The sequence below is a fragment of the Klebsiella sp. Ech2A genome (assembly GCF_030078455.1).
GTDB lineage: Bacteria > Pseudomonadota > Gammaproteobacteria > Enterobacterales > Enterobacteriaceae > Klebsiella > Klebsiella terrigena.
In genome coordinates, this window is sequence record NZ_JAQGFU010000318.1 from 1 (window position 1) to 3,121 (window position 3,121).

General features: G+C 68.1%; 4 protein-coding genes. All 4 read left to right on the forward strand.

All coding sequences use genetic code 11. From position 1 onward, the window contains the following. Window positions 1-1,003: gamma-glutamyltransferase family protein (locus PFH44_RS26205; RefSeq protein WP_283826640.1), on the forward strand; the 1,003-nt coding region annotated here is incomplete at its 5' end. A gap of 9 nt (window positions 1,004-1,012) precedes the next feature. Then, window positions 1,013-1,201 (forward strand): oxalurate catabolism protein HpxX, encoded by a 189-nt coding sequence (gene hpxX, locus PFH44_RS26210; protein WP_045854760.1) that lies wholly within the window; start codon window positions 1,013-1,015, stop codon window positions 1,199-1,201. After that, window positions 1,198-2,595, forward strand: coding sequence for an AtzE family amidohydrolase (locus tag PFH44_RS26215; protein WP_283826641.1), 1,398 nt, complete (start codon window positions 1,198-1,200; stop codon window positions 2,593-2,595). Before hpxX ends, PFH44_RS26215 begins: the two co-directional genes overlap by 4 nt. Beyond that, window positions 2,592-2,978, forward strand: coding sequence for an oxalurate catabolism protein HpxZ (hpxZ, locus tag PFH44_RS26220; RefSeq protein WP_041144880.1), 387 nt, complete (start codon window positions 2,592-2,594; stop codon window positions 2,976-2,978). Before PFH44_RS26215 ends, hpxZ begins: the two co-directional genes overlap by 4 nt. Window positions 2,979-3,121: the final 143 nt, after the last annotated feature.

Genomic DNA, 3,121 nt, shown 5'->3' on the forward strand with positions numbered 1-3,121 from the left:
GGTCGACGAGGGGCTGGACAGCTTCTATCGCGGCCCGCTGGCTGAAACCCTGGCCAAGGGCATGGCGCAGTGCGGGCTGCCCGTCACCCTCGACGATCTCCGCCAGCACCGCGCCCGCCGCCCTGCGCCGCTAAAACTGACCCATCGACACGGCGAGCTGTGGAACCTCGCGCCGCCGACCCAGGGGCTGGTGTCGCTGGCCATTCTCGGCATTACCGACCGCCTGGCGATGGCCGAGGCCGACGAGGCGATGACCGTCCACCGCATCGTTGAGGCCACCAAGCTGGCCTTTAGCCTGCGCGACGCCCATATCACCGACCCGCGCCACCTCGATGTCGATATTCAGAGCCTGCTGGAACCGGCGGCGCTGCAGGCGCTGGCTGAGCGGGTCAGCGACCGACAGGCCGCCCCGTGGGGCGCCGGCAAAGGTCCCGGCGATACCGTATGGATGGGGGTTATGGACGACAGCGGGCTGGCGGTCTCCTTTATTCAGAGTCTCTACCACGAGTTCGGCAGCGGCGTGGTGCTGCCGGAGAGCGGGATTGTCTGGCAGAACCGCGGCGCCTCGTTCAGCCTCGATCCGCAGCATCTTCTGGCGCTGGCCCCCGGCAAGCAGCCGTTCCATACCCTTAATCCGGCGGCGGCGCGCCTCAGCGACGGCCGGGTGATGGTGTACGGCTCGATGGGCGGCGACGGCCAGCCGCAAACTCAGGCCGCCCTCTTTACCCGCTACATCCTGCAGGGCATACCGCTGCAGGAGAGCATCTCCCGGCCGCGCTGGCTGCTGGGCCGCACCTGGGGACAAACCTCCGACTCGCTGAAGCTGGAGGGCCGCTTTACGCCGCAGAGCGTCGCCCGCCTGCGGGCGCTGGGGCATGAGGTCGAAGTGCTGGACGATTTCAGCGAGGCCATGGGCCACGCCGGCGCCATCGTCCGTCATCCAAATGGCCTCTTCGAAGGGGCATCCGATCCGCGCAGCAACGGCTCAGCCGCCGGTTATTAGGAGTTCAGCATGCAAAAAGTGACGCCCGACTGGAGCACGTACCTGGCACAAATGGAGCAGATCCTCGGTCTGGAGCTGGATGAAGCCCGCCGCGCCGAGCTTCAGCTGCAGTTCAGCCGCATCGCCGCCATGGCCGAACCGCTGATGGCCTTTCCCCTCGACGAACGCCTGGAAATCGCCGGAGTGTATAAAGCATGACGCTTAACCAAATGACGATTAGCGAGATCCAGCGCGCCCTACAGGCCGGAGAGCTCAGCGCCCGGGAGATCGCCCGCCGGACCCTCGACGACATTGCGCGGGTCAACCCGCACATCAACGCCTGGACCACGGTGACGGAAGCGCGAATGCTGGCCGAAGCGGACAGCATTGATACCCTGCGCCGGGGCAAACAGCCGCTGCCACCGCTGGCCGGAGTTCCCTACGCGGTAAAGAATCTGTTCGACGTCTCCGGACAGACCACCCTCGCCGGTGCCCGGCTGTTTAGCGAACGCGCCCCCGCCGCGGCCGACGGCTGGGCGGTGCGCCAGCTCCACGCCGCGGGCGGGCTGCTGTCAGGAATGCTGAATATGGACGCCTACGCCTACGGCTTTACCACCGAAAATAGCCACTACGGCGCGACGCGTAACCCGCACGACCTGGCGCGCATCGCCGGCGGCTCGTCCGGCGGTTCGGCGGCGGCGGTAGCGGCCGGGCTGGTGCAGTTCGCGCTGGGCAGCGATACCAACGGCTCCATCCGCGTGCCGGCCTCCTTATGCGGTATTTTTGGCCTCAAGCCGACCTTTGGCCGCCTGTCGCGATCCGGCAGCCATCCGTTTGTTGCCAGCCTCGACCATATCGGCCCCCTCGCTCGCAGCGTCGGCGACCTCGCCGCGGTCTACGACGCGCTGCAGGGGCGCGATCCCGGCGACGGTTTCCAGGCCGATAAGGCCAGCGAGCGCACCAGCAACCTGCTGCCGCGCGGTCTGGAAGGCCTGCGCTGCGCGGTGCTCGGCGGCTATTTTAGCCGCTGGTGCGATGACGACGCCCGCGCCGCCGTTGCCCGGGTAGCGCAGGCGCTCGACGCCCGCGAGGAGCTGCTGTTCCCCGAGGCCGAGCTCTCCCGCTCGGCGGCGTTTATCATCAGCGCCTCCGAAGGCGGCAACCACTACCTGCCCGCCCTGCGCCGCGAGCCGGAGCGCTTCGAGCCCCACTCCCGGGAGCGGCTGCTGGCCGGGGCGATGGTTCCGGCGAGCTGGTATATTCAGGCCCAGCGCTTTCGCCGCCACGCCCGGCAGGCGTTTCAGGCGCTGTTTGCCCACGCCGATATTCTGATCGCGCCGGCAACGCCGTGCAGCGCCACGCTCATCGGCGAGCAGACCATGGAGATCAACGGCCAGCAGCTGCCGGTCCGCGCCAGCATGGGGATGCTCACCCAGCCCATCTCCTTCGTCGGGCTGCCGGTCACCACGGTGCCGCTGCGCAGCGCCGCCGGGCGGCCGATTGGCCTGCAGCTGATCGCCGCCCCGTTTAATGAACAGGCCTGCCTGCGGGCAGCGCGCGTACTGGAAGAGATGGGGCTCACCGATGCCAGCCCTGCGGAGGTAATAGCATGATCGATCAGGACAATATTAACCGGCCTCGCGTTCTGGCCGAGGTCACGGCCGCCTTTTATCGCTATGAAGAGGCGCTGGTCAGCAACAACGTCGCGGTGCTCGACGAGCTGTTCTGGGAGGATAAGCGCACCGTGCGCCTCGGCGCCGGGGAGAATCTCTACGGCGCCGACGAGATCCGCGCCTTTCGCGCCGCCCGCCCGGCGGCCGGGCTCCAGCGCGAGCTGCGCCACACGGTGATCGTCAGCTTCGGCGAGGATTACGCGGTCTGCAGCACTGAGTTCACCCGCGAGGGCAGCGATCGCGTGGGCCGCCAGCAGCAGACGTGGGTGCGCTTTCCCTTCGGCTGGCGCATCGTCGCCGCCCAGGTGAGCCTGATGAGCTAGCGAACGCGGCCGCCGTAGCCGGGCCGGAGCGAACTCCGGCCCCGGCTATCGGCTAGCGGCGAAACGGATACGCCTCCCGCCAGCGGTCGGCAATCTGCTGGCGGGTGCAGACCCACACCTGCTCATGCTGCTGGACGTAATCA